This window comes from Streptomyces wedmorensis (genome assembly GCF_000716445.1).
Lineage (GTDB): Bacteria > Actinomycetota > Actinomycetes > Streptomycetales > Streptomycetaceae > Streptomyces > Streptomyces wedmorensis.
Genome location: NZ_JNWK01000249.1, coordinates 1 through 203 on the forward strand (window position 1 = coordinate 1; position 203 = coordinate 203).

Here is a 203-nt window from a genome sequence, read left to right on the forward strand (position 1 = left end):
CGGCGCCGGCGTCGCTCAGGTCGAAGGCCTCGTAGGCGACCCCCGGGTGCAGGCGCGCGAGTTCGTCCGCGTCGCGCAGGTCGGTGCGGCCCATCTCGATGAACCGCCCGCCGCGCGGCAGCAGCCGCAGCGACGCGTCGATGAGCTCCCCGGCGAGGGAGTTCAGCACGACGTCCACCCCTCGGCCCGACGTCACGTCCAGG

1 protein-coding gene is annotated in these 203 nt (G+C 74.9%); it reads right to left on the reverse strand.

What is annotated here, in order from left to right; all coding sequences use genetic code 11:
• Positions 1-203, reverse strand: a 203-nt coding sequence (locus OO54_RS44800) for a zinc-binding dehydrogenase (protein WP_157856623.1), incomplete at both ends; no start/stop codon positions are given.